Source organism: Flavobacteriales bacterium, assembly GCA_026129465.1.
In the GTDB taxonomy this organism is placed as follows: domain Bacteria; phylum Bacteroidota; class Bacteroidia; order Flavobacteriales_F; family PHOS-HE28; genus PHOS-HE28.
Genome location: JAHCIA010000001.1, coordinates 2,223,879 through 2,246,503 on the forward strand (window position 1 = coordinate 2,223,879; position 22,625 = coordinate 2,246,503).

The following is a 22,625-nucleotide window of genomic DNA, read 5'->3' on the forward strand; positions in this document are numbered from 1 at the left end:
CGAGCGACCTTTGGGGCGTCCCATACATTCCATGCTGTCGGCCCGCATTCGCTTCATCCCTCTTCTCTTTCCCCTCCTGCTGACCCGCGTCGGGCAGGCACAGGGCACGATCCAAGGCACCGTACTGGACAGCGCGGCACGCACGCCCATGGGCTTCGTGAACCTGGTGGCCACGCAGGTCGATGACAGCACGCGCCGGACCGGCGGCATCACCGATGTGGAGGGCCGGTTCAGCGTGGGGCCATTGGCACCGGGGCGCTACCGTTTGAAAGCATCCTTCGTGGGCTACAAGCCGATGGACAGGGTGGTGGAGGTGGGCGTCGCCGCGACGGATCTCGGTTCGGTGACGATGACGAGCATCGCCATGCTGCTGCCCGAGGCCGAAGTGGAAGCGATGCGCGTGCGGGCGGAACAGAAGGGCGACACCACACAGTTCAACGCGGACGCTTACAAGACCGCGCCCGATGCCAGCGCTGAGGACCTGTTGAAGAAACTGCCGGGCGTGACGAGCGAAGGCGGCACCTTGAAGGTGCAGGGCGAGGAGGTAAGGCGTGTGCTGGTGGACGGCAAGGAGTTCTTCGGCGAGGATCCGAACCTGGCGTTGAAGAGTCTGCCCGCGGAGATCGTGGGGCGGATCCAGGTGTTCGAACAGCAGAGCGACCAGGCGCGCTTCACCGGATTCGACGACGGCACCGGTGGCAAGGCGATCAACATCATCACAAGGCCCGGCATGGCGCATGGCGTCTTCGGCCGCGTGTATGCCGGTCACGATGCCACCGATCTGTACAGCGCAGGAGGCAATGTGAACCTGATGCAGGGTCCGAGACGGATCACGCTGGTGGCCATGAGCAACAACATCAACCAGCAGAACTTCAGCGACCAGGACCTGCTGGGCGTGACCGGCGAAGGAGAAACGCGCGGTGGCCGTGGCGGCGGCGGACGGGGCGGTGCGGGCATGCGCGGTGGGCGGCCCGGTGGCGGCGGTTCCGGCAATTTCATGGTCGGCCCACAGGGCGGCGTGGCCACCACACACGCCATAGGCCTCAACTATGGCGACAACTGGGGCAAGCGCACGGAGGTCGCCGGATCCTACTTCTTCAACATCTCCGAACGCGACCAGCGCACCGCTCTCGTGCGACAGCAGATCCTGCCCGGCGACAGCGGCCTGTTCTATTCCGAGGACCAACGGCAGGACACGCGCAACGCCAACCACCGGCTCAACCTGCGCATCACCCACAAGGCCGACTCCGCCAACACCTTCATCTTCACCCCGCGCATCAGCCTGCAGGACAACCGATCGGACTCCCGCACCGACGGCCTCAACGCCTACCCTTCAGGACTGGTGGAAAGCAGCACGCTCAACATCAACACCAGCGACCGCGCGGGATGGAACGTCAGCAGTGGCCTGCTATGGCAGCACAGTTTCGCGAAGAAGGGCCGCACCTTCAGCGCGCAGGCCGACGTGGAGGCGAACGACCGCGCCGGCGACCGGCTGACGCGTTCGATCAACCTCTTCGACCTGCTCACCGACACCACGGTGCTGGACCGCTTCACGGACGATCTGGTCAGCGGCCACCGCCTGGGCGGCCGGCTCACCTGGACCGAACCGCTGGACGCGCTCCATACGCTGCAGCTGAACTACGCGCCCAGCTACACCGATGGCATCACGGACCGAACAGCCACCGCACCGGATCCCGAGACGGGCCTCTATACGCTGCTCGACACCAGCCTGAGCAACCGTTTCAGCAGCACCTTCGAGCGGCACCGCGGCGGCATATCCATGCGACGCAACACGGAAAAGTGGATGTTGAATCTCGGCGTTGATGGGCAATACGCCGTGCTCACCGGCGACCGCGAATTCCCGACGGCCTTCGCCATCGGCCGCGCCTTCTACAACGCGCTGCCCAACGCCATGGTCACCTACACCCCGGCCAAGGGCACCAGCCTCCGATTCTTCTACCGCACCAGTACGCGCGAGCCTTCCATCGACCAGTTGCAGGATGTGGTGGACATCAGCAATCCGCTCTTCCTGCGCACGGGCAACACCCTGTTGCTGCAGAGCTATTCGCACAACGTGTTCATGCGTTACGGGCGCACGCGGGCCGAGAAGGGCACCAGCTTTTTCGCCCTGGTGGGCGGCGGCGTCACACAGGACCACATCGGCACCAGCAGCATCGTGGCGCTCAACGCGCCGGTGGAAACGGGCGGCATCACCATTCCCGTGGGCGGCCAGTTGAGCAGGCCCGCCAATCTCGATGGCGCACGGAACCTGCGGGGCTTCTTCACCTATGGCCTGCCGGTGAAGCGCCTCAAGAGCAACCTCAACTTCAACGGCAGCTACACCTTCAACCGGCTGCCCGCCTCGATCAACGGACAGGTGAACCTCGCCGACAACCATTCCCTGGGCCAGGGTGCCACGCTGGCCAGCAACATCAGCGAGCGCCTGGACTTCACCCTGGGTTATATGGTCAACCAGGGCTTCGTACGCAACAGCATCCAGCAGGGCGCGGACAACGATTTCATCTCCACCACGGCGAACTTCCGCCTGCAATGGACCACGTTGAAGCACACCGTGCTGCGCAGCAACATGGCCTACACGCGCTTCGACGGCCTGGCCGAGGGGATCGATGCGGACTATCTGCTGTGGAACGCCTCGCTCGGCTACAAGCTGTTGAAGGACCGCTCACTGGAGATCTCCCTGCAGTGTTTCGACATCCTGGGACAGAACAACAGCATCGCGCGCAACATCACCGAGACCTGGATCGAGGACAGCCGCACCAACGTGCTGGGGCGCTATGTGATGCTGATGGTGACCTGGAACCTGCGCCATTTCAAGATGATGGCACCTGCGGAAGAGGGCGCCCCGGGCGGCGAACGTCGGCGTGATTGATCACGGCCCTTCTATCTTCAGATCGGCATGAACGGCAACATCCTCGCCGACAAAGGCACCCGCCTCTTCCTCATCCTCGGCGGCTTCTTCGCGGCCAACGCGCTTATCGCCGAGATGATCGGCGTGAAGCTCTTCCAACTGGAGGACCTGCTGGGCATGGCCAGGGCCGACTTCAGCCTGCTGGGCCAGGAGCACCTGAGCTTCGTGCTCAGCGTGGGTGTGCTGCCCTGGCCCATCGTGTTCATCATGACCGATGTGGTGAACGATTACTACGGCGTGCGTGGCGTTCGCTTCCTCACCCTGCTCACCGTGGTGCTCATCACCTTCATGTTCGCCGTGCTCTTCCTCGCCATCCACATGCCGCCGGACCAGGGTTGGTGGCTCACCAGCAGCGCACAGAACGGTGTGCCCGACATGCAGGCGGCCTTCGCGGCCATTTTCGGGCAGGGCATGAACATCATCATCGGCTCGCTCACCGCCTTCGTCATCGGCCAGTTGGTGGACGCACTGGTGTTCCGCCGGATCAAGCGGATCACCGGGGACAAGCGCATCTGGCTGCGCGCCACCGGCAGCACGGTGGTGAGCCAGTTCATCGACAGCATCGTGGTCACCTACGTGGCCTTCTGGATCTTCCGCGACATGAGCTTCGCGATGGCGACCGCACTGGCGCTGACGGCCTATGCCTACAAATTCGTGGTGGCCATCCTCAGCACGCCGCTGATCTACGCGGCGCATTGGGGCATCGAACGCTACCTGGGGAAGGAGCGTGCGCAGGCCATGCGCGCGGAAGCACTCAGAAGCCGGAACGACTGAACTGCAACGGGCTCAGCCGGGGGTCTCCCACTTCACCACGCTGTTGTCCACAGGGGGCAGCTTGCGCAGGTAGTCGTAGATCGCCCCCAGGTCCTCGTCGGTCATGGTGGCGTACATCACCCAGGGCATCACGGTCTGGAACTCGGCCTTCTCCCAATTGATACGGTGCGGCACGAAGCTGCTGTCCGCGTACATCTTGAAGCGGTCGATGAACTGTTGCTTGCTCCAGTTGCCGATGCCGGTCTCGTGCGGGGTGATGTTCGGCGAGCGCAGCGTGGCACCATTGGGGAAGGTGAAGGCGAAGCCGCCGGCGAATGGTTCACCCAAGCGCTCGCCCTTCTCCATCCGCGTGTGGCACTCGATGCAGGAAGCCGCGTTGGTGAGGTACTCGCCGTAGCTGGGGTCGGTGGGTTTGGGCAGTGGGCGCGGGTTCGCCGGCTGGGGCACGGTGCGCATGATCAGGTTCACCGGAAAGTCCAGCTCGCTGGCCGGATAGGGCTCCGAGGCGATGGGCTCCAGGGAGCGCAGGTAGGCGATCAGGCTGTAGACATCCTCCGTGGCGAGCTGGTTGTAGTTCGGGTAGGGCATCACCGGGAAGAAGGGATGGCCGTCCTTGCTCACGCCGCTGGTGATGGCCCGGTAGATCTCGCCATCGCTCCAATCCTTCAGCGCGAAGGGTGTGATGTTGCGGGAGTAGAACTCGCCGGGGAAGTTCATGGTGCGATCGAACTTCTCACCGCCGGCGCCCATGGTCTCCACCTTGGGCGGTGCGGCGAAGAGGTCCCAATCGCGCTGCGCATGGCAGTCCATGCACACGCACACGCTGTTGGCCAGGTAGCGGCCGCGCTCGATGCGTTCGGGGGTGAGGTCCACCCGCAGATCGGCCGGTGCGGCCACATTGGGCAATGCGAAGGAGACATAGGCGATGGCGCCGCCGACCGTGAGCACAATGAGCAGGAGCAGCACGCCGAGGATCTTCAGCAACTTCTTCATGGTGACAGGGGTTTGGTGATAGGGACTTGTCTGTGACGCCGGTAACCTAATCAAGTTACAGCCCTTCGACCAACCCCATGATCCCGAACTTCGCAAGGCCATGGCCAAGCGCAAGCGCATCACCCGCCAAGCGTTGGACGCCATCGAGCGGGCCGCCAAGCGCCAGGCGCAAAAGGATGCCGGCGCGCTGGACGGGCGCTACAGGCCGCGCGTGGTGCCCAGCGGGCGGCGCTACACCCGCAAGGGCCGCAAGGGGCGTGGCCCGGAGGAGGCTTGAGATCCTGCTGGATCACAAGGTTGGCGTACAGCGGGCATCCCAGCGGCCCGGCCCGCGTTCGGCCGGGGCGTACATTCGGCGGCCATGCTCCGCTCCCGCGTCATCCTGCTGTCCATCCTGGCCTCGCTGGCCGTGCTGGGCGCCTGCCGCCGGGAACCCGCCTTGCCACCGGTGAACAACGACCCCGCCGCCGGAGTGGTCTTCGATCCCGCACAGGTGCCCTACCCGGTCCTTTCGGCCTACGCCTTCTTCACCGGCCCCCTGGCATCGTTGCAGCCCAACAGCGGCGTCCTGCCCTACACGGTGATCGATGCGCTCTTCAGCGACTATGCGAAGAAAGAGCGCCACGTGTGGATGCCCCCCGGGGTTCGGGCAACGTGGGAGGGTGAAGCGGACGTCTTGGGATTCAGCGACGGCACCGTGCTGCTCAAGACCTTCTACTACGACGACGTCCTCCCCGCCAACAGCCGCCGCATTGTGGAAACACGCCTCATGTACCGCCTCGATGGGGAATGGCATTTCGCCAACTACGTGTGGAACGCGCAACAGACCGAGGCTTTACTGGACATGTCCGGATCGGTGACCGCCATCGACTGGGTGGATGAAGGCGGCATCACGCGGCATGTGGACTACCGGATCCCCGCCGAGCCCGAATGCCGCGCCTGCCACAAGGCCCATGGCGAGTTCATCCCCATCGGCCCCAAGCCCCGCAACCTGGCCACCACCTACCCCTATGCCGACGGCGAGGCGCAGCAATTGCCGCGCTGGGTGCAGACCGGCTATCTCGATCCCGCGCACCCCGCGGTGACCAGCCCCCTGCCCCGATGGGACGACCCTGCCGTGGACCTGACCGAGCGCGTGCGCGCTTACCTGGAGATCAACTGCGCGCACTGCCATTCGGCCAGCGGCTACTGCAACTTCAGGCCGATGCGCTTCGCCTGGGAGGAGACCACCGAACCGGAGAACCTCGGCATCTGCGTAACACCGCACGACCCCATCGAACCCTGGCTGTCGCACATCATCTCGCGCGGCCGACCCGACCGGTCGATGGTCTCACACCGCATGACCTCCACCGCCGTGGAGGTGCGCATGCCCATCCTCGGCCGCACTTTGCAGCACGAGGAAGGCGTGGCATTGATCGACGCTTGGATCGACAGTCTGGAACCCACCTGCCCTTGAACCCCCGGAACCATGAAACACCTCCTACCCCTGCTTCTGCTGATTTCCGCCACGCAATGGCTCCATGGCCAGAACACCTGCAACACGGCCCTGCCGGTGGAGGTGGGCACCTACGTGGTGCCGGGCATCGATGGTGATCCACCCATCCCCTCCTGCATCGGTGGGGGCAACGCCAACAACGGCGAGTGGTACGTCTTCTGGTCCACCGCCAACCAGAACCTGGTGGTGTCCAGCGACCTGCCCGGCAATGGCAACGTGGACACCCGCGTGCAGATCTACATCGGTGCCTGCGGTGCGCTCAGTTGCGTAGGCGGGGATGACGACGGCGGTACGGGCTTCCTGAGCCACGTGACCGTGCCGGTGAACGCCAACACCCTGTACTACATCGTCTGGGACAATCGCTACTCCTCCGCCGGTTTCTCCTTCTCCGTAAGCGTGGGCTCACAACCCCCGCCGGCCAATGGGCCCACCTTCACCGCGCAACCCGGCTTCACCGGCAGTTCGCCGCTGGCCATCGTGGACATGAACGGCGACCACCTGGACGACGTGGTGATCGTGGGGTCCAACTTCGTGATCATGCACCACCAACAGCCCGGCGGCGGCTTCCTCCCGGTCAACATCCCCACGCCGCCCGCCCTGCACACCCCGAGTTGGAGCCTGGCCGCGGGCGACCTCACCGGCAATGGCCGCAACGACCTGATGTACGGCGGTGGCCAGGGCGTGTCGTTCATGTTCCAGAACGCATCGGGCACGGGCTTCACCCATCAGGGTTTCCCGCAGTACATCTTCAGCCAGCGCACCAACATGGTTGACCTGAACAACGATGGGCTTCTCGATGCCTTCGTGTGCCACGATGTGGACGCGAACGTGTACTTCCTCAATGGCGTCCAGGGCACACCCGGCATCCTCACCTACTACCAGGGCGGCATGGGAAGCACCTGCGGCAACTACGGATCGATCTTCACCGATGTGGACAACGACGGGCTGGTGGACTGCTTCGTGGCCAAGTGCGGCTGCGACCCGGTGGACCTGATGATGCTCAACAACGGCAACCTCTCCTGGACGAACATCGCGGCGCCCAATGGCATGGCGGACAACCACCAGAGCTGGAGCAGCGCCTGGGGCGATTTCGACAACGACGGCGACATGGACGTGCTGATCGGCAGCAGCTCCAGCAACTACCACAAGCTGATGCGCAACAACGGCAACGGCACCTTCACCAATGTCACCGCCGGATCGGGCTTCGACGCCTTCCTGGGCACCTCCATCGAGTGGACCACGCATGACTTCGACAACGATGGCTTCCTGGACATCATGGGCGGTGGCCGCCTGATGATGGGCAACGGCGATCTCACCTTCAACCTGCGCCCGGGCAACATCAGCAACGGACCCATCGGCGACCTGAACAACGATGGTTTCCTCGACTACACCAACGGCACCACGGCCTACTTCAACAACGGCAACGACAACCACTGGCTGAAGGTGGTGACGGTGGGCACGGTGAGCAATATCAACGGCATAGGCGCCCGTGTGGAGGTCCTCACCGCCCAGGGCATGCAGATCCGCGACATCCGCAGCGGCGACGGCTTCAAATTCATGAGCAGCCTCACGGGCCATTTCGGTCTTGGGCAGGCCACGCAGATCGAACAGGTGACCGTGTACTGGCCCTCGGGTATCGTGCAGACCATCCACGAACCGGCCATCGACCAGATGCTGGTGATCGTGGAGGGCGTGGGCACCGACGTGACGGGTATCTCCGCGGAAGAGACCCTGGGCCTGTATCCCAATCCCACCGGTCAGTGGATCGGCTGGAACGATCGACTCGACCTCGGCGGTGGCCGCATGCGCATCCTGGATGCCGCCGGACAGATCGTACTGGAGGGCTCCATCGCCACCACGCAGGTGGACGTGTCCTCCCTGCCCGCCGGCGTGTACCTCTTCCGTGCGGAGAAGGAAGGCCGCGTGCTGATCGAGCGCTTCGTGAAACGCTGAGGGGCGTCCCCGCTTCAGCGCAAGCCGGCACCCCTGGTGAGACCTCCGCCCGTGCCTGTGCCTCCGCTATTGCCGCCCTGTCCGGTGGTGCCGCCGCGGGTGCCACCCACTTGATGGATGGCTTGCCGCGGTCCGGGACCGTCGCCGCCGGTGTGGCGACCATCGCGGGTGCGCGTGGTGCCGGGACGTGGTGCGCCCGCGCCGCTGGAAGCGGAACGAACACCGCGGGTCTCCTTGTCGACCTTGACAGGTGCCGGGGAAACCGCCTCCTGGATATACCGCTGTGGGCAATCCACCATCACCTGCGAGCGGCGAACCCCCACCACGGCGCATCCCGTGGCCTCGTTGCCCAGCGCATCGCGCACGGTGATGCACACGCCGTTCAGGTCGCGCTTGTCATCGATCAGTCGATAGGGCGGCACACCGCCCACCACATGCCAGCTGATCCGCGAAGGGGTCGCCACCACCCCTTGGTCGGCACCCACCCCGGTGATGTGGCGGCCTGCACGTGCGCCGTCCGCGGCACGCCATGCACCGGTACCAACGACCCACGTCCGGTCATGGGGTTGGATGGGCTGATCCACGATCCATAGCTGGCCGTTGCAGTCGGCCACGTACACCACCAAATGCATGTCGCTCGCGTTCACCACCACCTGCATGGCGCGTAGTCCGGTGGCGATCATCAGGGCGGCGGCGGAAAGGAGCAGGAAACGCATGGCGGAACAGGGCATTGGTGGATGGAAGGTAGCACCTCGGTCCAAGGTCCACGTGGCAACAAGTATCATACCCATCACCACCTTCCACAGCCTCTTACCTTCGGAACCCATGTCCAAGAACATCTCCTCCCTTTCCGGCCGGCCGGACAAGGAACTGAAGGATCCCCTCTGGGAACGCCTGCAACAGGCCGCTGAAGCGAACGACGGAGCACCCGCCCCCGAGGCCCTCACCGAAACAGCCGACGACTTCCTCATCGGTGAGGCCATCACCTACGGAACGTCATCCTTCTACGACTTCCTGAAGCGCGAGAACAAAGGCATCAAGGCCTACGTGTGCAATGGCAGCACCTGCCTGGTGGCGGGCACGCAGGACAAGGTGCACCACGAACTCAGCAAGCATTTCAAGACCGAGGAGATCGGCCACATGTGCTGCCTGGGGCGGTGCCATGAGAATAGCGCATTCAACATCGGAGGCCACAACTACAGCGGGGATGCGATCACCAACCTGGACGAGATCATCACCGCACCTCCGGCACCGTCGACCCTCCGGGTCGACATAGGTGCATACCCGAACATGGATGCCTACCACGTCGGCACCTCCATGGAGTGGCCGATCCTCACCGCGCCGATGGCCCATGAGCTTGCGGACCACTATGCGCTTTGGGAGCGCGTGCTGAAGAGCAACCCCGAGGACATCCTCAACGAGATCAAGGTCGCGAACATCCGGGGGCGCGGCGGCGCGGGCTTCCCGATGGGTTTCAAGCTGCAGGCCTGCCGCGATGCGCAGGACGTGAGCGGCGGCGAAGGCACGCGCAAGTACATCGTGTGCAACGCCGATGAGGGCGATCCCGCCGCCTTCAGCGACCGCTACCTGCTGGAGCAACGGCCGCATCTGGTGTTGCTGGGCATGATGATCGCCGGCTATTGCGTGGGTGCCGACACCGGCGTGCTCTACATCCGCGCCGAGTACCCCGAAGCGGTGGAGATCGTGAAGCAGGCCATCGCCGATCTGGAAGCGAACGGATGGATCGGCAACGACATCAAGGGCAGCGGCTTCAACTACCGTTTCAAGGTGATCAAGGCCGCGGGCAGCTACGTGTGCGGCGAGGAAACGGCGCTGCTCAACAGCATCGAAGGCAAGCGCGGCGAAGTGCGTACCCGTCCGCCGTACCCGGCACAGCAGGGCCTCTTCAATCGTCCCACGGTGGTGAACAACGTGGAGACGCTGGCCTGTGTGCCCTGGGTGATCGAGAACGGCGGCGCCAACTTCGCGCTGCTCGGCAGTGAGAAGAGCAACGGCACCAAGCTCGTGAGCCTGGACAGCGCCTTCAATCGCCCAGGCATCTACGAAGTGGAGTGCGGCACACCGCTGCGCACCGTGATCGACGACCTTGGTCAGGGCTTCAAGAAGAAGGTGAAGGCCCTGCACATCGGCGGTCCCTTGGGCGGCATCGTGCCCATGAGCAAGATCGACGCGTTGAGCATCGACTTCGAATCGTTCCAGAAGGAGGGCTTCCTGCTCGGCCACGCCAGTGTGCTCTGCATCCCGGAGGACTTCCCGATGGTGGAATACCTCGAGCACCTCTTCGAGTTCACCGCCGTGGAAAGCTGCGGCAAGTGCTTCCCCTGCCGCATCGGCAGCAAGCGCGGCGAGGAGCTGCTGCACAAGGCCCGCACCGAGGGCGTCAAGATCGACCGTGCGCTGTTCAACGACCTGGTGGAGACCATGGAGATCGGCAGCCTGTGCGCGCTGGGCGGAGGATTGCCGCTGGGGGTGAAGAACGCGCTGCAGTACTTCCGGGGGGAGCTGGAGGGGTACTTCCGCTGAGCGAACCGCGGATGAATGCACCGCTGGCGCGGTGAAATGCCAAGTGCAGCCGCAGATGACGCAGATGGATACACCGTGCGCGCGGTGGCAAGCTGAATGCAAGCCGCAGATGGCGCAGATGAATGCGCACTTCGAGAACACACCTGCCTGCTCTTCACCCCATTGCATTCCCTACCTCAGCGGCGGTAGCCGCTCAAATCTGCGTCATCTGCGGCCGCATTTTCTTCCCATACGATCAGCGGCTACTTTCACGTCATGGATATACGCGACCCGCAGACGCACGCCATCATCGGCGCTGCCATGACCGTCCACTCCGAACTGGGGCCGGGGTTCCTGGAGAGCGTCTATCACCAAGCGATGGCCATTGAAATGACGCTCCTCGACATTCCATTCGAACGGGAAGTGATGCTGCCCGTCTTCTACAAAGGCCAGCGGCTCGATGCGTTCTTCCGCGCCGACTTCATCTGCTATGGCGAGGTCGTTGTGGAACTGTAAGCCATCAGCAACACGACCAAGGCCGACGAAGCACAACTCCTCCACTACCTCAAGACAACGGACCTGCAACGCGGCCTACTGCTGAACTTCGGAGCCAAGAGCCTGCAATACCACCGGAAAGTATTGGGTTACGAGGAATGACCCGCGACGCTCCAACCGCAGAGTCTGCATAAGCTCAGAATACAAGCCGCAGATTTCGCAGATGACGCAGATGAATGCGAACGTCGAACGGACAGCTGCATTCTCATCCACTCACCACTCATTTCCTCCTAAGCGGCGGTAGCCGCTCAAATCTGCGTAATCCGCGAGATCTGCGGCTGCATTCCCCTCCCATGCCCATCCACGTCTGGACCCCAAGCGGCGTTAGCCGCTCAAATCTGCGGCATCTGCGTAATCTGCGGCTGTATTTGAAAGCGCCGCAGGCGCCCCCTCCCCATCTGTGGCCCTACCCACCCCTTCCTATCTTCGTGTCTCAACCCTTCCGCCCATGACCCGGATGCCCGATGCCCGCGCCAAAGCCGAGGCCACGCCCATCACCGCCACCGGCACCGACGTCGCCTACATCAACGGCGAGGCGCACCCCATCATCCAGGGCGAGACCATCCTCGACCTGCTGCGCCGCACCATGGGTCCCGAGCCGGTACCTACGCTCTGCGACGCGCCCAACCTGGAGCCTTTCGGAAGCTGCCGCGTGTGCAGCGTGGAGGTGGCACTTGCGGCCGACGGTCCCACCCGCGTGATGGCCAGTTGTCACACGCCCGTGGCCAAGGGGCAGTTCATCACCACCCACAGCGAGCGCATGAAGCGCCTGCGCAAGAACATCGTGGAACTGGTGCTCACCAGCTACCCGGTGGAGAAGCTGAAGACCGAGGACCACGGCGCCAACGAGCTCTACAACGTGGTGCAGCAGATCGACTTCGATGTGGACAGCGTGCGCTACCCCAAGGGCGCACACCCGCTGGATGCCGCCGGTCCGGATGCGCGCTTCGCGAAGGACACCAGCCACCCCTACATGGTGAGCGACCTGGAGAGCTGCATCAACTGCTACCGCTGCGTGCGCGCCTGCGACGAGGTGCAGGGTGAGATGGTGCTCACCATGGCCGGACGCGGCTTCAACAGCTGGATCGCGAAGGGCACCGGCGAAAGCTTCAAGGACAGCGACTGCGTGAGCTGCGGCGCCTGTGCACAGGCCTGCCCCACCAGCGCCATCACTGATGTGTTCAAGAGCAAAGAGACGAAGGCCGATGAAGTGGTGCGCACCATCTGCACCTACTGCGGCGTGGGTTGCAACCTGGAGGTGAAGGTGAAGGACGGTCGCGTGGCCGCCATCACAGCACCCTACAATGCGGCATCGAACCAGGGACACACCTGTTTGAAAGGCCGCTACGCCTTCCGCTTCTACGACCACCCGGAACGGTTGCGCACACCGCTGATCCGCAAGAACGGAGAACTCGTTCCCGCTACTTGGGATGAAGCCTATAACTACATCGCGGACCGTTTCGCAGAGATCGTGGAGAAGCACGGCGGCGATGCCATCGGTGGCGTCAGCAGCGCGCGCTGCCCCAACGAGGAGAATTACCTGATGCAGAAATTCTTCCGCGTACAGGCCGGCACCAACAACATCGACAGCTGCGCACGTGTGTGCCACAGCCCCACGGCCCTCGGCATGCAGAAGACCTTCGGCACGGGCGCGGCGACGAACAGCATCATCGACTTGGAGTACACCGACACCATCATGGTGATCGGCGCCAACCCCACCGACGCGCACCCGGTGACCGGCGCCAAGATCAAGCAGCAGATCATGAAGGGCAAGACGCTCATCGTGATCGACCCGCGCCGCACCGAGCTGGCACGTTACGCGCAGTTCCACCTACAGCTGAAGCCGGGCACCAACGTGGCGCTGCTCAACCTATTCATGCACTACATCGTGAGCGAGGGGCTGGTGAAGCAGGAGTTCATCGACATGCGCACGGAGGGTTGGGAGGACTTCAAGCGTGAGCTGCTCACCGTGGACATCGCCGCCATGGAGCGCGAGACCGGCGTGGACCGCGAGCTGGTGCGCAAGGCCGCCATCGCCTACGCCAGCTCAGCGAACGCCATGAGCTTCCACGGCCTGGGCGTCACCGAACATTTCCAGGGCACCTTCACCGTGATGCAGATCGCCGACATCGCCATGATGACCGGCAACATCGGTCGCCGCGGCGTGGGCGTGAACCCCCTGCGCGGACAGAACAACGTGCAGGGCGCCGCCGACATGGGCTGCCAGCCCCACCAAGGCGCCGGCTACTTCGCGGTGGACAATCCCGAGTACGCGGAGCTCTACAACACTTTCTACGGCGTGGACGTGCCCAGCCACGTCGGCTGGAAGATCCCCCAGATGTACGATGCCGCGATCGCCGGCAAGCTCAAGGCCATGTGGGTGATCGGCGAGGACATGGGCCAGACGGACCCCAACACCAACCACGTGCGCAAGGCCCTCGGCGCGCTCGAACTCTTCGTGGTGCAGGAGCTCTTCATGACCGAGACCGCCAAGCTCGCTCACGTGGTGCTGCCCGGCGCCAGCTTCTTGGAGAAGAGCGGCACCTTCACCAACGGCGAGCGCCGCATCCAACGTGTCAACGCTGCCGTGCCACCCGTGGAAGGCACCAAGCCCGATGGCCAGATCATCTGCGACATCATGGAGCGTTATGCGAAGAAGACCGGTCGCGCGAGTGGGAACCAATACGGCCTCACCCCCGGCCCCTCTCCCAAGGAGAGGGGGGAAATGCCCGGTACCGGAAACGTAGGCAGTGAGCGAGGAGCCAAGTTCGGTGTATATGATCCAAGCTGGGTGCTCACCGAGATCAGCCGCATCGTGCCTTTCTTCAAGGGTGTGAAGTGGGACGAGCTCGGCATCAACGGCAAGCAGTGGCCCGTGGCCGAGGACGGCAAAGGCACCGAGATCCTGCACACCGAGACCTTCAAGCGCGGTCGCGGCCAGTTCATCTTCAACGCCTGGGAGAAGAGTCCCGAGGTGCGCACGAATGAGCAGGACTATCCCTACATCATCACCACCAACCGCGAGCTGGAGCACTACAACTGCGGCGCCATGACGCGGCGTACCGGCAACGGCGAGATCCTCACCGAGGACGTGCTCCTCATCAACCCCGAGGATGCCGCCAGGAACGGCATCGCCGAGGGCGACATGGTGTGCGTGGAAAGCCCGCGCGGCAAGGTGGACATCAAGGCCCGCATCACCGATGAAGTGAAGCCCGGCATTCTCAGCAGCACCTTCCACTTCCCGGAGATCATGTTGAACATCATAACCAGCAGCGTGAGCGACAGTCTGGCGATGTGCCCGGAGTACAAGGTGGTGACGTGTCGGATCCGGAAGGCGAAGAAGGCGCATTTGCGGAAGGCGGGGGAGGTGGTGGAGAAGGCTTAGGCTTCCGACAGCCCAGCCTCAGTTGTTTTCCGAATAGCCGGATCGGCGGATCATTCACTAGGGTTCGATATGTTCGTAGGTCAGAATCCCATGCTATGATCCTCAAGACCATGCTGGACCGGCTTCACGCGAGCCTCACTTCAGGTCCTTCGCTAAACGCACGTCCGCACAATAGCCGCCAACGGATGGATGTGATGGAGCTTCAGCACCTCAAGAGTATTAACCCGGCGAAGCTGATCGCCACTCTGCTCAATGGAAAGGGAGTGACCGAGGTACCGGCCAAGGTGCCTGTGTTCGTGAAACCCGAAGTGCCCGAAGAGCAATGGAGTGATGAGCAGAAGAAGGCGAAAGCCCTGCACGACCGTCAAGCGCGCGTGCTTAACAAATTGCGCGAAATAGCTGAGGACGCGAACGACTACTACAATGATCACGGTGAGCAAGCGCTTTTCATCGGATTCCCGCTCGTGTCAATTCCATCACGTAGCGATCGCGGCGCCGCAACGAAAAGAGTCCTTGCTCCAGCATTGCTGTTGCCCATCAACATGCGTGTGCGACGGGGTGCAGGCGCAGGCGTTACGATCGAGCTTATTGGAGATGGTGCGGATCTGATCCAGCCAAACCCCGGACTGCTCGCTTGGATCGAACAACAGACAGGTAAGAACACGGACGACCTATTCGCTGATGATGCCGGTGAGGAACCATGGAGAGAGATCGCCGAGGTGCTGGCGCGGATCGAACAAGCTGCTGGCATCGACAAGCCAGCGCCATTTACTTCGGATAGTCTCCTGCAAGCTGCTCCAAAGACCGAAGACCTGCCTAACGAACCGGTCGTTCTGCCAAGTGCCGTTCTCGGCCTCTTTCCGCTGACGAATCCAGGGTTGTTGCGTGATACGAAATGGATGCTCGAAAAGGAGGTAGAGCTGATCGGACCGGTCAAGGCATTTCTCACCCCGGATGCATTAGCTGAACCCGAGGACATCATCTTGCCTGAAGTGGTTGAACATGAGAATACGATATCTGGGGTCCCCACACCAACAAAGGACTTCTCCAATGAGCTACTGGTGACCCATGCGGACCCATGTCAAGCAGAAGCCGTGCATCACGCGCGCATGAGCCAAGCATTGGTTGTTCACGGACCGCCCGGTACTGGAAAGAGCCAGACGATCGCGAACATTATCGGAGACCACTTGGCGCGGGAGCAGCGCGTACTCTTCGTTTGCGACAAGCGGACAGCGCTTGATGTGGTGAAGTACCGCTTAGATAGCATGGGGCTTGGAGGTCTGTGCGGGGTGGTACATGACCCGCAGCGCGACCGTAAGGACCTCTATCTGAAGATGCGAGAACAGCTTGAGCAGCTGGCCGAGGAGAAACCTCTACCGGACCCAGCGTCAACCCTCTCATTGATCAATGACCGATTGAATCTCCTGCACCGTGAGCTTCGTGGGTATTTCGACCGGCTGCACATAGAGGCTACTGACAGCCCCTCATTTCATCGACTTTGCGGCGACTGGCTTGAACTACACTTGAATGAAGTCGCAACCCTGCCGGTTGTTGCGGGACTAACGGCCGAATTGATCGAGAGGAACCGCACTGACATTGAAGAGATCACCAAACGAGCCATCAAAGCCCGCTGGCCCGAAAGTCCCTTGCGAGACTCGCTCCGCATGACCCTTTTGGAGTATCAGTCTATCGACGTCCGGCGCCTCAATGCCGACTTGGCCGATGCGATGAAGGCGGCCTTGATGATCGATGCTGAACACGGGCAGAATGAACTTCCCTTGCCGGAAGTCGAACCCTTCGATCGCATTGCCGAGGCGCGCAAATCATTGGCTGAAGCAATGACCAAGGCAACGGCCCAAGCACCGCTGGAGTTGGTTGGTCCGATACAGCAGTTGTCAGACCGGTCGGTATTGACGAAGGAGATCGAACTGCATCAAAAGGACCTTGGGCCTTTGGAGCGAGCACTTGATCGCGAGATCCACTTGCAGCTTGGCGGGCGTGCGCCTGAACTGACGGTGTGTAACCAACACCTGCTTCGGATTAAGGAATGGGAGGTGGTAAGCACAAGTTGGCGACGGTGGTTCGCGGGGAAGGTGAAACGTGCGGCCAAGGAAGCACTGGAACCTCTAGGGCTGGGCTTGCTCCAAGAAGATATCCAACGGGCCAAGGCTTACCTCGAAGGCTCACGTGTGCGCCATATTTGGACAGATTTGTATAGCCGGACGGCGGGGTCAACAGGATCAACCTCCCTTGACGATCAGACCTTGCTCCGCTTCGCAAAGGGTGCGCCTGGCCTGTGCGCGTTGATGGACCAAGTCCATCTCCCGATCCACAGCTCGATACGAGATCTTGCCTTTGCTTCGATGCGGTCAAGCAATGACATGCTCGGGTTTGCAGAACGGCTGCATTCGTCAGCACGCTTGAGCACCGCGCTCCATGAGCTACAGAAGAAGTTGACGGGGCTTGGACTTTTTACGGACAGTATCGTCTCGGCCCGGCTAGATGAAATGAGGAAAGGGCACTCAATGGCTTCCTGGTTGGACCGTGTCATTGAATTCTTGCCCACCTTGGAGGATGCCATGCGAATGCTTGATCGCTTTTCCACACTTCCTGACCCTTTGAAAGAGGCTATGAAAGCGGTCCTTGCTCAAGGGTTGTCCTTTGAGTTCGCAGAACCTGCGCTTCGCAGCATTGCACTTCAGCTAGCCATCAGCGACAGGCTGAAGGCTGACCCGGAGCTATCGCGGATTGATACGGAAAGAATTGAGGCTGGCTTCTCAGAATTACTTGCACGCACCCAAGAGAAGACAGAGCGTGTACGCGACCGAATCATGCACCTATGGCAGAAGCGCTGGCGGCGAAGACTGCTTGCTTCTACGGGAGGTCGGCTCAATAACCTTGGCGCGGCTCTGCGCCAGCGGCTCTTCGTCCGGGGCCAAAAGGCCATGAAGCTGCGCCAGATGATCGCAAGTGGAGCAAGCACTCCGGACGGCGATCCGCTGTTCGATCTGTGCCCAGTGTGGATGGCAAGTCCTTCCACTGTAGCTCAGATCTTTCCTCGAGAGCCTCTGTTCGATGTCATCGTCTTTGATGAAGCGAGTCAATGCAGACTTGAAGAGGCCCTCCCTGTCCTGCTAAGAGGTAAACGTGTGGTCATAGCCGGAGACCCCAAGCAACTGCCCCCAACACGCTTCTTTGAAGGAGCGCTAACGGAGAGCGACGACAGCGATGCGGAAACGGCTGAGGATCTATTCGTGAGCCGCCAGTCCCAAGCGGAAGACCTGCTTAGCTCTGCGTTGAACCTCAATGTGCAGGAAGCGTTCCTGGATGTCCACTACCGCTCTCGCAATGAAGGGCTGATCGGCTTCAGTAATGATGCATTCTATGGCAGTCGCTTGCAGCCTATCCCGGGGCATCCGAAGAACAAACTGATGAGGACTCCCATTGAGCTCATCCGTGTGGATGGAACGTATGTCGACCGGACCAACCCGAAAGAAGCGGAAGCCGTCGTTGACTTGGTGGCTGCACTTTTGAACCAAGACACCCCGCCCTCTATAGGTGTAGCATGTTTCAATATCACCCAGCGCGACGCCATCTTGGATGCACTGGACAAACGGGCTTCAGAGAGCGCGGACTTTGCCATGCGCTTGCAGAATGCGCGTCAACGGAGGGGCAGGGATTCCTTCGAGGGGCTCTTCGTGAAGAACCTGGAGAACGTCCAAGGTGATGAGCGCGACCACATGATCATCTGTACCACCTTCGGGTTGGACAAGGAGGGCAAGTTCCGCCGAAATTTCGGTGCGCTTTCTCGGGCCGGCGGCGAACGTCGCTTGAATGTGCTCGTGACAAGGGCTCGGGACAAGGTGCATGTGCTGACCTCTATCCCTCGCTCTGAGTACGTGAGCACAACACCCCTGGCCGAAGGCCAGAGCATGACCGGGCGTCATCATCTGTACGGCTATCTGCGATATGCAGAGTACTTGGCGGAGGTCTTCAAGAAATGGCAGGATGAGGTGAACGCGTTGCATGATCGGATTATTTCGGATAGTGAAGTGCAGGAGACAAAGGCCCCCTCACGGGTCGCCGAAAGCCTTGGCAGCTGGTTCAGCGAGAAGCACGGCATCGGCAACTGTGTCTACTGGGGGAATGATGGATTCTGTGTGGATATTGCGCTGACACATCCTGGACATCCAGCCGACGTGACCATTGGCGTGCTCACGGACTTTACACGCTATCGGAAGACTCCGGACCCGATCGCATGGGAGCTTTTCAGAAGCACCGTTCTGCTCTCCCAAGGTTGGGATCTACACAGGCTTTGGACGCCTGCGCTGTTCAAGGATCACGGGAAGCACTTGGCGGATATCCGAGGACGGCATCAGGCTGTTGCCATGACCGCTCAGGTGAACTGACTACCGATGGATGATCGACAACGCCTGCCTGATATAAGCCAGCAACTCGGCGCTGTCTATGGGATTACTATCCATGTCGGAGTGGTAATGGGTCTTGGAATAGTCATTGACCTGACCCAGGCTCTCTGCCACAGCTTTTGAGGCGGCGAGGGGTGAGTCTGGCCGTGCATCGCGAATCTTTCCAACCATGTCACCCAAGTAATCCTTGCTATTGAACTGACTTGGGTACTTCACTCGGTAGTACCCTTCCAAGGCTTGACGCATAGCCCGGACCACTGTCCTGCAACGGTCATCATCGTTCGACGGGTTCCCTGCAAACTCCTGAAGGGTCAAGTAGTCCTTGATATGTGGCTTTGTAGCTAAGGAGAGTAAGTCAACAGGTGAAAGGGTTGAATTCCCTTTGTGTCGAAGTATGAAGGAACGTACTCCATCGACATGGATTCTCTCCACCTCGCGGGCGAAATCCAGATCGTGCGATAAAACAAGCGTCTGACCAAATGTGGACGCTACTTCCTTGATCCGTTCAATCGTTCTCTGCCGTCGTGAACTATCCTGGCCGTGGAAGGGATCGTCGAAGACCACTACACTGTCGGCTTTGGCCGTCTCGCCGTCCAGCATGGAAAGGAAATACGCTAACGCGAGCGTGCTCTTGTCACCACTACTGAGCGTATTGGAAAGCGACGGTTTGCTGGGATCGGCAGCTTCGGTTGCGGAAGTCTTGATCTCATGCCCATGGAGCGCAAGGACGATCTCACCTGAAGGCTGACCGCCGGTGAAATTCACCCCCGTGCGCTCTATCCGGAACTCCACTCCGAAAGCCTTCAAGTACTCATTAATCCTGGTGCCGTACTCGGAAAAGACACGGACCGACTCCTTCTTCAAGGCTTCGTTCGCCGTCCGCTTGTTGTTATCCGCCTGCACCTTAGCCTGCTCTGCCGTAGTCAAACGAGCAATAGCATCAACCGCCGTAGTCATGTGCCGCGTTTTCGTGGCCTTGAGCTGAGACAACTCGACTTCGAGTCTGGTCAAGCTTGTTGTCGTGGTGCCGGATTGATGCTCCTTGATCGCAGCGTTCGCGCTCGCGATGGCATCCAGATACGGACTGAGCTCGACTACACTTGCTTTCCAGGCCGTGAGTGCGGCTTGCTCCGTAGCAGTAAGGGTCACGGCATGGTTCGGGTCTTGCCGCTTCCGACCGATCGCAGCCAATGCACAAGCCTCGACATCGCTCATCTGGTTGATCAAAGCTTCGGGGTTCGGCGGAGACGTGAGGTCGAACGTCAAGCCACCGGATTCCTTCCACCATGATCGATCAAGGTCGTGTTTCTCGATGCACTGCTTCAGCGTCATACGGGCCACCTCACCAAACCCTTTGCGAATAGTGCCTTCAAGATCAGTCAACTGTTGCTGCTGGTTGCGCAATGCGTCGTTGAACACGCCCGAATAGAGCTTTACCACGTCCGACGCCGACACTGCTTGGGCACAGTAAGGACATTCGGCGTTCTGACCATCATTATAGCCGCGCTTCAGCCAATCCATGTCCACGTTCGGATGGCGCTCAAGGTGTCGCTTCACTTGCTCCAAGGCCTCGGTCGCGGTCCCTTCAAGGGTTGTTGCGAGTGTCGTTTCCAAGGCGGCTGGCACATCAGGAAGGTTAAGAACAGCCAGGGATGCTCGTGACTTGATGGCGCTCTGGTTGAGTGCTGTTGTCTTCGCCCGCTGGTAGCTCTCTTCCTTTTGTCGGATGAGGTCATCGATACCCTCGATAGCGGGCAGCTTCCGCCACGCCTCGAGTGCCCAACCATCTGGGGCCAAATCAGACGCCGTCCGTTCGGCAATCGACTTATTGTTCGTCGCCCGGGTCTGTTCCTCGCCAGCCGCTCTCACCTGTTCTTCTAAAGCAAGTGCATGTGCACCTATAACCAGTCCAAATAGACTTCGTCGTTGACTTGTGTCGACTTGATGGCCGACCAGAACATTGTCCAGCACGAAACGCTCGTCGTAGATCAGAATCCTTGGCCTTTCAACTTCGGGCTGCACACTCCACCCGTGGGGGCTGAATTCGGCTTTGGCATTTGACCCCCTGTTGAACAGGATCTCCACCTTGCTGGTCAATCCCACACCGAATCGCTTTCTCCCAATGACGTAGGACGGATCATTCAGGGTCAACGAGCGAAGCACATCGCAAAGCGTGCTTTTCCCTTCGGCGTTCCTCGCGTAGATGACATTCAGCTTAGAGAACTCTCCTTGGTTTCCGGACTCGGCGCCCAGGCTTGTAAAACGCCCGACATTCTGAATGGAAATGATGCGCTTGATCATGACGTTTCAATGGATTGTCATTCAAAGTCCAACTCGTTGGTTTCAGCTCGCGGCAGCTCCAAGCTCTGCACCGTCGCTATCGCCGCCCCAGCAATGCCCTTGATGGAGCCTTACATCTGCGCCGTGTTGGAGATCACCAGGTCCAAGTTCTTCTCGCGTTCGTTCCAGATGCGTTCGTAGGCGCGGCGCTCCGAGGCGATGTCGCCCTTAAGCTTCCGGAAGCTGCCCACGATGGCTTCGATGTGCATGGCGAACTCCGAGCCGGTGAGGTAGTTGTAGAGCATGGCCATCTTATCGCCCTTGTTCTCCTGCGCGGCCACGGCGGTACCCACCTGCAGGATCATTTCGCGCAGCACGTAGCACAGGCTCTTGAACTCATCGTACGTGCAGATCCAAAGGCCTTCCCGCTGTCCCATGCGGTCCATGCCATCGGGCATGGCCTCGGTAACGATCACGCCGATGTGCGTCTTCGCGGCCTGCATGTCCTGCTTCAGCTTGGCGATCCACGGCGCTTGGAAGTGCTTGGTGCGCTTGCTCTCGTAGTAGATGGCCCCGAGTTCATGCCCTGACCGGTCGCGCACGCGGTGGATGCAGTCGCCGCCACGCACACCCTTGCTGATCTCTTCCACCTCGTCCAAGGGGAAGGCGTTGCGCAGCCACTCCTCGATCGCCAGTTCCTGCACTTCACCTTGCGACTGCATGGAGCCCTGCTCCGCGCGGCGCTTCATCTCTTCCATCTGCGCGCTGAGCGACTTGATCAGTTCGTCCTTCTCCTTGACCACAAGCTCCTGCTTGTCCGCTTCGGCCTTGGCGATCTTGGCCTTCTCCTGCTTCAGCGTTTCGTTCAGCTTCGCCTGCGCTTCCGCGTTGATCTTGTCTGCGAGCTCATCCTTCTCGCGTTGCGCCTGAGCCAGCAGTGCCTTGGTCTGGTTCAGTTCCCGAACCTGAACGCTCTTCTGCTCAAGCTCCTTCTGTAAGGCCTTCACGCCTTCCTCGTGCTCGCTGGCGATGGACTTCCGGATGCTCTCTTCCTGTTCCTTCTTCGCCTTCGCCAGTTGCTGCTCGACGGTGGTCTTCACTTGGTCATCCAACTGGCGCATCTGATCCGCCAGCTTCTTCTGCTCCGTGGCGAGCTTCTCGCGCTCCTGCTCCATGGTGCGTTCGTACTGCTGACCGATCTCAGCCTGTACCTTGTCATACAGCACCTTGTTCACGTCCACGGGGGTGCCGCACTTGGGGCAGTTGATCTGGGCTTGGGCTTGTGTTGGCATGGGCAAGGGGGTCGCAGGT

The 22,625-nt window shown here is 61.1% G+C and carries 14 protein-coding genes; 10 read left to right on the forward strand and 4 right to left on the reverse strand.

Translation table 11 applies throughout. The features are described from left to right. Positions 1–31 precede the first annotated feature (31 nt). Together KIT10_09565 and KIT10_09570 are read left to right on the forward strand one after the other, a co-directional pair. A complete protein-coding gene (locus KIT10_09565; GenBank protein ID MCW5899503.1) occupies positions 32–2,890 on the forward strand; it encodes an outer membrane beta-barrel protein in 2,859 nt (952 codons plus the stop codon). Positions 2,891–2,917: 27 nt separating this feature from the next. Beyond that, the gene (locus tag KIT10_09570) at positions 2,918–3,703 is read left to right on the forward strand and encodes a queuosine precursor transporter (GenBank protein ID MCW5899504.1); all 786 of its coding nucleotides are present in this window, start codon (positions 2,918–2,920) and stop codon (positions 3,701–3,703) included. Between the two features lie 12 nt (positions 3,704–3,715). On the opposite strand, the gene KIT10_09575 is transcribed toward KIT10_09570, so the two are convergent. Beyond that, positions 3,716–4,696, reverse strand: coding sequence for a c-type cytochrome (locus KIT10_09575; GenBank protein ID MCW5899505.1), 981 nt, complete (start codon positions 4,694–4,696; stop codon positions 3,716–3,718). A gap of 100 nt (positions 4,697–4,796) precedes the next feature. Between KIT10_09575 and KIT10_09580 the strand changes: the two genes are divergently transcribed. From KIT10_09580 to KIT10_09590, 3 genes are all read left to right on the forward strand, one after another. Continuing rightward, positions 4,797–4,973 (forward strand): hypothetical protein, encoded by a 177-nt coding sequence (locus tag KIT10_09580; GenBank protein MCW5899506.1) that lies wholly within the window; start codon positions 4,797–4,799, stop codon positions 4,971–4,973. An 84-nt stretch (positions 4,974–5,057) separates the two neighbouring features. Next, on the forward strand, positions 5,058–6,152 hold the full coding sequence (locus KIT10_09585) for a hypothetical protein (GenBank protein MCW5899507.1): 1,095 nt from the start codon (positions 5,058–5,060) through the stop codon (positions 6,150–6,152). 12 nt (positions 6,153–6,164) lie between these two features. After that, the gene (locus tag KIT10_09590; protein ID MCW5899508.1) at positions 6,165–8,144 is read left to right on the forward strand and encodes a VCBS repeat-containing protein; all 1,980 of its coding nucleotides are present in this window, start codon (positions 6,165–6,167) and stop codon (positions 8,142–8,144) included. A 14-nt stretch (positions 8,145–8,158) separates the two neighbouring features. On the opposite strand, the gene KIT10_09595 is transcribed toward KIT10_09590, so the two are convergent. Continuing rightward, the gene (locus KIT10_09595; protein ID MCW5899509.1) at positions 8,159–8,860 is read right to left on the reverse strand and encodes a hypothetical protein; all 702 of its coding nucleotides are present in this window, start codon (positions 8,858–8,860) and stop codon (positions 8,159–8,161) included. 109 nt (positions 8,861–8,969) lie between these two features. On the opposite strand from KIT10_09595, the gene KIT10_09600 reads away from it, so the two are divergent. From KIT10_09600 to KIT10_09620, 5 genes are all read left to right on the forward strand, one after another. Further along, complete coding sequence (locus KIT10_09600) at positions 8,970–10,688, forward strand: hypothetical protein (protein MCW5899510.1); 1,719 nt, start codon at positions 8,970–8,972, stop codon at positions 10,686–10,688. A 255-nt stretch (positions 10,689–10,943) separates the two neighbouring features. Then, positions 10,944–11,183 carry a GxxExxY protein gene (locus KIT10_09605; GenBank protein ID MCW5899511.1) on the forward strand — a complete coding sequence of 80 codons (240 nt, stop codon included), beginning with the start codon at positions 10,944–10,946 and terminating at the stop codon, positions 11,181–11,183. Between the two features lie 3 nt (positions 11,184–11,186). Continuing rightward, positions 11,187–11,324: a GxxExxY protein gene (locus KIT10_09610; GenBank protein MCW5899512.1), complete on the forward strand. Its 138-nt coding sequence runs from the start codon at positions 11,187–11,189 to the stop codon at positions 11,322–11,324. 346 nt (positions 11,325–11,670) lie between these two features. Further along, the gene (locus KIT10_09615) at positions 11,671–14,607 is read left to right on the forward strand and encodes a molybdopterin-dependent oxidoreductase (protein ID MCW5899513.1); all 2,937 of its coding nucleotides are present in this window, start codon (positions 11,671–11,673) and stop codon (positions 14,605–14,607) included. A gap of 95 nt (positions 14,608–14,702) precedes the next feature. Then, positions 14,703–19,016 carry a DUF4011 domain-containing protein gene (locus KIT10_09620; protein ID MCW5899514.1) on the forward strand — a complete coding sequence of 1,438 codons (4,314 nt, stop codon included), beginning with the start codon at positions 14,703–14,705 and terminating at the stop codon, positions 19,014–19,016. On the opposite strand, the gene KIT10_09625 is transcribed toward KIT10_09620, so the two are convergent. Together KIT10_09625 and KIT10_09630 are read right to left on the reverse strand one after the other, a co-directional pair. Further along, a complete protein-coding gene (locus tag KIT10_09625) occupies positions 19,017–21,335 on the reverse strand; it encodes an AAA family ATPase (protein MCW5899515.1) in 2,319 nt (772 codons plus the stop codon). A gap of 110 nt (positions 21,336–21,445) precedes the next feature. Further along, complete coding sequence (locus tag KIT10_09630) at positions 21,446–22,606, reverse strand: DUF2130 domain-containing protein (protein MCW5899516.1); 1,161 nt, start codon at positions 22,604–22,606, stop codon at positions 21,446–21,448. Between the last annotated feature and the right edge of the window lie 19 nt (positions 22,607–22,625).